Annotated in this window: 3 protein-coding genes and 1 pseudogene; all 4 read right to left on the minus strand. The window is 63.4% G+C overall.

All coding sequences use genetic code 11. The features are described from left to right. Positions 1 to 280: 280 nt before the first annotated feature. Complete coding sequence (locus EOA38_RS39295) at positions 281 to 2908, minus strand: VCBS domain-containing protein (RefSeq protein ID WP_189434827.1); 2628 nt, start codon at positions 2906 to 2908, stop codon at positions 281 to 283. A 472-nt stretch (positions 2909 to 3380) separates the two neighbouring features. Further along, a complete protein-coding gene (locus tag EOA38_RS23200; protein WP_126094410.1) occupies positions 3381 to 4235 on the minus strand; it encodes a patatin-like phospholipase family protein in 855 nt (284 codons plus the stop codon). Continuing rightward, a complete protein-coding gene (locus EOA38_RS23205) occupies positions 4232 to 5566 on the minus strand; it encodes a pitrilysin family protein (RefSeq protein WP_126094411.1) in 1335 nt (444 codons plus the stop codon). Before EOA38_RS23205 ends, EOA38_RS23200 begins: the two co-directional genes overlap by 4 nt. 218 nt (positions 5567 to 5784) lie before the next feature. Further along, positions 5785 to 7002, minus strand: a pseudogene (locus EOA38_RS23215) (pitrilysin family protein); the annotation flags it as partial.

Here is a 7002-nt window from a genome sequence, read left to right on the forward strand (position 1 = left end):
GTCAGGGATGCGCTTCTCGCCTGCCGCCGCGAAGAGGAAATAGCGGCGGCAGGCGAGAAGCGCATCCCTGACGATCTTGGATTTCTTGTCGAAACTCACATACCCAGCGGAGAACCGCCCCCTGCCCAAACTGCTTGCCCTGAAGAAATCCTACTCCCGATCCCTCAATCGGCCACGCGATCCGCTCGTAAACCTGATGTAAACCTTAATTCGTAACCTCGAATCGTCGGCCTGCGGGAGACGAGGTGAGCCGCGCGTGGCCGCGGGCTCACCTCCTTCCTCACAGCACGAAGTCGCTTGCCGTCAGTCCGAGATTGATGCCGGTCAGCGTGATCTGGAAGTCGGCCGTCGTATTGCCGGTCACGTCGACGTGGACGATGGTGTTGCCGCCGACCTCCGACCAGGTGATGCTGTTGGCGACGGTATTCGCGTTCAGCCCGCCGAAGAGGAACGCCTGATCGCCGCCGCTGGCGGTATTGGCGTCTATGGATGACAGGTCGATCTTGTCGACGCCATGCACGAAGTCGGTGATGGTGTCGTTTGCGGCACTTGCCGGCGAATCCGAGACGTCCGATCCATAATAGAACGTGTCGGCCCCCGCGCCGCCGGTCAGCGTATCAGCTCCAACACCGCCAACGAGTTTGTCGTTGCCATCGCCGCCGTTCAGCGTGTCGTTGCCGCTTTGGCCGAACAGCGTATCGTTGCCGGCCAGGCCGAAAATCTGATCCGCGCCGCCGTTGCCGTAGAGGACGTCGTCACCGTTGTTGCTGGGGCTGTTGAAGGTCTCTCCCGAATTGCCGTTGCTGCCGGTAATGAACTGGAATGTCTCTGTATACTGATACGCAGGCCCGGCCGGATCGCCGACCTGGGTGGCCTGCACGGTCACGGTGGCTGTGTTGCTTGTCGTGAGACTTGCCGAGCTGAGCGTATTCCCGCTGATCGAAAACAGGCCCGCATCCGACTGCGAGGTGATGCTGTATACAAAACTGCCGGAATCCGGGTCGGTCGCGCTCAGCGTTCCCGAGAAGCTGAACTGATTGAAATTTACATCCCCGGTGGGGCTGGTGTCAGGTGTGAGCTGGATGTCGGTCGGAGCAAAGCGCGGTGGGCCGTCATCCGTGCCGAGGATGTCGATGGCGACCGAGGTATGGGTGCCGTCGGCGCTGACCACGTCGAAGTTCTCGGCATAGTGCTGGCCAGCCACGAACTCGTCATGCGCAGAGGAGGCGGTATAGGTCCAGTTGCCATCGGCATCGATGGCGAAGGTGCCGTAGTTGCCGGCCGTGCCGGCCTGGGCGACGAAGTGTGGGTCGCTGTCGACATCCGAGATGGTCAATGACCCTGAGGTCGAGATGTCGGCGGCCGCATTGCCTTCGGTCAGGTTCAACAAGGCCGAAGAAAGCGCTGCGGCATCATTCGCTCCATGTATGGTGATGTCGATCACCTGCTGGGTTCCGTCGACGGTGGTCACCGTCACCAGTTCATGCAACGTGGTGTTCGCGCCAGCGCTGTTGAGCGCCTGCACGGCAGCATTGTTGTCGTCGAGCGTGTAGTTCCAGGTTCCGTTCGCATCAATCGAGAACGTGCCATAGCTCTTGGAGGCAGCGGTCTGCGTATTGAAGGTCGCGGCATTGTCGACGTCGGTCGCATTGAGATCGCCAGACGCCGTCGCATCACCAGGAGTGCCATTGGCCACGCCGCCCTTTTCCGTCACGGACGTGTCTTGTACCCCGTTAACCGTGATCACCGCCGCGTCGTTGGCGCCGTTGATCGAGATGACGATGTTCTGCTGGGTGCCGTCCGAGGTCTGCACCGTGATGGTGTCGGTCAGCGCCGGATCGCCGGCATTGAGCGCCTGCACGGCGGCATCGTCCTCGTTGAGCACGTAGCTCCACTCGCCGGCCGCATTGATGCTCAGCGTGCCGTGCACGCCGTTGGTCACCACCGAGAAGTCGGTGGCGCTGTCGACGTCGGTGGCGTCGAGATCGCCGGTCGCCGGCGAGGTGCCGGCCGTGCCGTTGGCGACGCCGGAGGCCTCGGTGACCGAACCGGTCGCATCGCCGGTGATCACCGCCGCGTCGTTGGTTCCAGTAATATTGACAACGATGTCGTAGCTCGCGGTTCCGTCGGCCGATGTCACGGTCAAGGTATCGGTGACGTGCTGGCCCTGCGTCAGCGGGTCAGCTAGGGCCTGGGTGAGGGCATAGGTCCAGGCGCCGGATGCCGTGTCGAAGGTGAAATTGCCGTAGGTTCCCTGGAGGCTCGGCGGGGTCTGGAAATGGTTCTGGCCGGCATCAACGTCTGAAATGATCAACTGCCCGTGCGCGCTGGGGTCGCCCAGCGTGCCGTTGGCGACGCCGCCCGCTTCAACCACGGCACTGTCGGCGCCGGGAGCGGCGGTGATCGTGGCGCCGTCATTGGTGCCCTGGATGTTGACGTTGACGCTGGCCCAGCTCAGCGTTCCGTTGCCGAGCTTGATCGCGTAGGTGAAGGTCTCGTTTATCTGGTCGCCCGCGCCGAGCGCCTGCAGGCTGGAAAGCCCATAATGCTGCTGCAGATACTGGCTGAGGTCCATCTCGACCTTGCCGTTGTTGATGCGGATCCGGACGCCGCCGCCGATGTCCTCCCAGGCGGAGATGCCGCTCGTCTGATAATCCTGGGTCGTCAGGTCGAGGGGGGCGGGCTGCTTGGTGGACGTCGTTGCGGACGTGCCGTCGTCAATCGAATAGAGGGTCTTGGCATTCCCACCCAAGTCGTTCGCCAAAACATCCAGCAGGATGATGGACTGGGAGCCGGAAACGACGACGGCTGTGTCCTCGCTGTAGTTGAAGACATCGCCCTGTGCCTGCGGCGTGTTGGAGAACGACGTCGTGGTGCCGCCTGCACCGGAAATTTGCGTAGTAGCCATCTATTTCTACCCCTTGGCGGGCGCCGCAGCGCCGCTCATTGCCGTCTAGTCGACGACAGACCACCCCATGCCGACGAATCGGCGCCCAGTCTAAGGGGAAGAGAAATTGCTCAAATTGCCATGCAACCAGGCGCAACCCGACGGCCCGTCTATGAACCGCCAGCCCAAATGGCGTTCACAGACAGGCGGTGGCTCGATGGTGATGGCTGCGACGGCTATAATAACCGCGCTGCGTTTCCCCTGCCCCAGTAGCGCCGTAACTCGTTGTTGCCGGTCGGGAGATAATTCGCGCTACCCCTATATTAGTACATTATTAACTTTACCCGGGGGGCGTCAACAGCCAATTCGATGAAGAGTTAATGACAAAACGCGTACTTGTACGCATTTGTGGATAAACTGCATTGATAGCCATGGAAGTCCAAGTCAACGGAGATTGGCGACAGGTGGAGCGAGTCGGCCAGAGGTTGATCGTTCACACCGCCTTCTTGCCCCGCTTGCCGCCATGCTCGGCAATCGCCTTATGGACGGCGCGCTTCAGCTCGTCCTTGATCTCGACCGTGTCGGCCAGCAGCGTCTCGATCTTCAGGAAGTCGAGCACGCGGTATTTCGAGACGGCCGGGCGGATGAGGATGTCCGGCGGATGCTGCCTGAGCTTGTTGGCGATGATCGACTGCATCATCAGCTGATTGGCGCCATAGAGCAGGTCGATCGTTGTCGGGTGCTTGCGCTCGGCGTCGCTCGGCGCCCCAACCACATCGATGGCGATGATGATGTCGGCGTCCTCCTCGACCAGGTCGAAGGGCACCGGGTTGTAGATGCCGCCGTCGATCAGCACCCGACCATCGCGCGTCACCGGGCGGAACATGGCCGGAATGGCTGCCGAGGCTGCCAACGCCGATCGCAGGTCGCCCTCTGCGAACACCGCGAGCTTGTGTCCGAAATAGTCGGTCGCCGTCACCTTGAGCGGGATCTTCAGCTCTTCGAAGGTCGCGGGAATGGCCTCCGGCAGGAAGGCTTTCAGGATGCGCTCGATGTTGAACTGGCCGACGCGGATGCCACCCTGCATGGCTTCGGCGATCGTGCCCGGCCGCGAGCGCCACATGCGCGCCGCCATCTCGGCGCGGCTGCCGAGGATCGAGCGGCTGTAGGCGTGGATGTCCGCCCCTCGCATGCCGGCGGCCATGCCGGCGCCCATGATGGCGCCGATGGAGGAGCCGGCGATCGCCACCGGCTTGATGCCGAGATCGTCCAGCGCCTCGATGGCATGGATATGCGCGAGTCCCCGCGCGCCGCCGCCGCCGAAGGCAACCGCGAAGGTCGGGCTCATCCCTTGCCGCCTCCAGCCACCTGGACCAGCGGCGGACCGATCACCATCACCGCCGGATCGGTTGACAGGAGCTTCCTTGCCGCCGCCTTGACGTCTGCAAGCGTCACGGCGTCGATCAGCGCGGCGCGGCGCTTGATGTAGTCGATGCCGAGATTGTCGATCTGCAGCTCGACCAATGTCGCGGCGATCGAGCTGGAAGAATCCAGATTGTTGATGGCGTAGGCGCCGATCATGTATTTCTTGGTCGCGGCGAGCTCCTCCGCGGTCGGCCCCCTCTCGGCCATCTCCTTCACCACCTGGCGCACGATCGAGAGCGTCTCGGCGGCACGGTCGGAGCGCGTCGCGGTGGTGACCAGCAGCGCATTGGAATGCTCGTGATCGACGAGATCCGAGCTGACGCCATAGGCAAGGCCGCGCTTCTCGCGCACCTCCTCGTAAAGCCGCGACGTGAAGGTCGAGCCGCCGAGAATCTCGTTCATCAGCACGGCGGCGTAGAAATCGGGGGCGCTCCGTTTCACGCCAGGCCAGGCAAGCTGCAGCGAGGTCTGCGGCAGGTCGTAATTCACTTCGAGCTGCTGGCCGAGCTTGGGCGCGATGTCGGCAACCGGCGCCAGCGTCTGCTTGTCCGGCAGATCGCCGAACACCTCGTCCAGCTTGCCGCCCAGCGCGGCGGCGTCAATATCGCCCACCACTGCCACATGCAGGCCGCCGCGGGCGAAATTCGCCTTGTGGAAGGCCCTGAGGTCGTCGGCAGTGATGGTGGCGAGGCTCTTCTTGTTGCCTTCGTCCGGCCGCGCGTAGGGATGCTCGCCATAGATCGCGCGCAGCCAGCGCTGCTGGGCGACCGTGTTGGGGTCGCGCTCATTTGTGAGGATGCCGGAGAGTATCTGGGCGCGGATGCGGTCGATCGGCGCCTGGTCGAAGCGCGGGCTATTCACCGCCAGCTTCAGCAGGCCGAAAGCCTCGTCCTTCTGATCGGACAGCATGCGCATCGAGCCATAGGTGCCATCGCGTGCCGCCTGAAAACTCATCTCGGCGCCGGCATCGTCGAGCTTCGACTGGAAGGCCTCGCTGTCGAGATCGCCGGCGCCCTCGTCGAACAGGCCGGTCATCAAATTGACTAGCCCTTCCTTGCCGGCGGGATCCTGCGCGGTGCCGCCATCGAAGACGAAGCGGACGGCAACCAGCGGGATCGAATGGTCCTCCACCAGCCAGGCGGTGACGCCCTTCTTCGACTTGACCTCCTGGATGTTCATCTCCGCGTGGGCGGCAAGCGCAGGCAGCAGCAGGAAGAACAAGGCGAAGCAGAGGGTGGCAACGATGCGCGTCACCTTTCCTTCTCCCCTTGTGGGAGAAGGTGTCGCCGAAGGCGACGGATGAGGGGTGCTGGACGGAGCGCGACCTTGGAAACCGCCAGTCCTCAATGCCCAACGAGATAGGCCGCGTTTCTTCCAACACCCCTCATCCGTCTCGGCGCTGCGCGCCGATCCACCTTCTCCCACAAGGGGAGAAGGAAAGGCGCTCATGCGGTCAGAAACTACGTTCATCGTCAATTCCCCGCCTGCTGCTGCGGCAAGAGATAGCCGGTGGTCGAACGGTCGAGCACCAGGTAGCGGACGGCCGCCGCCTTGACCTCTCCGGCGGTGACCTTGCGGATGCGATCCGGCCATTCCTCGACATCGCTCACATTGCCGCCGGTGGCGAGCGTCGAACCGTACATATTGGCCATGTCGTCCTGCTTGTCGCGGGCAAAGATCATCGAGCGGACGTAGCGCGTCTTGGCCCGCTCCAATTCGTCGTCGGTCACGCCGTCCTTGACGATCCGGGCGATCTCGGCGTCGACGGCCGCCTCGACATCGGAAAGCTTGGCGTCGCCGCGCGGCGCGCCATAGACAGTGAAGTTGGTGGCGTCGAGCATGGTGCCCTGGAAGAAGGCGCCGGCCTCGGAGGCAATGCCTTGCTTCACCACGAGCTGCTGATAGAGGCGGCTGCGGTTATCGCCGCCCAGGATCTCGGCCAGAAGGTCGAGCGCCTCGGCCTCGCCGGGCTTGGCGGTATGATAGGATGGCACCACCCATTGCGCGGAAAAGCTCGGCACCGAGACGCGCGCGTCGGTAAGCGTCACCGTGCGCTTGGTGTTCTGCTCGGGCTCGACCGGGCGGATGCGCGGCCGCAGATCCGGCCCGCGCGCGACCTTGCCATAGGTCCTCTCGGCCATCGCCTTCACGGCGTCGGGATCGACGTCGCCGGCCACCACCAGCACCGCATTGTTCGGCCGGTAGTAGCTGTCATAGAAGGCCTTGGCGTCGGTGCGGTTCAATTGCTCCATCTCCTGCATCCAACCAATCACCGGAATGCGGTAGGGCTGGTTCTGCCAGAGCGTCGCGTCGACCTCTTCGTCGAGCACCGCCTGCGGACTGCCGTCGATGCGCGATCGGCGCTCTTCGAGGATCACGTCGCGCTCGGTCTTGATGACGTCGTCGGTGAGGATGAGGTTGCGCATACGGTCAGCCTCGAAGCCCATCATCTGCTCCAGCGCCGGGGGCGCCACCGTCTCGTGGAAGGCGGTGTAGTCGTAGGAGGTGAAGGCGTTGTTCGAGCCGCCGATCTCGGATACGGCGCGGTCGAACTCGCCGGCGGCGTGGTTGGCCGTCGCCTTGAACATCAGATGCTCGAAGAAATGCGCGATGCCGGATTTGCCGGGCGGCTCGTCGGCGCTGCCGATCTTGTATCACACCATATGGGTGACGATCGGAGCGCGAGGATC

This window comes from Mesorhizobium sp. M1E.F.Ca.ET.041.01.1.1, from assembly GCF_003997355.1.
Lineage (GTDB): Bacteria > Pseudomonadota > Alphaproteobacteria > Rhizobiales > Rhizobiaceae > Mesorhizobium.

Excerpts from the sequence above, each read along its gene's own strand:
- EOA38_RS39295 (WP_189434827.1), bottom strand. The coding sequence starts at position 2,908 with ATGGCTACTACGCAAATTTCCGGTGCAGGCGGCACCACGACGTCGTTC.
- EOA38_RS23200 (WP_126094410.1), bottom strand. The coding sequence starts at position 4,235 with ATGAGCCCGACCTTCGCGGTTGCCTTCGGCGGCGGCGGCGCGCGGGGA.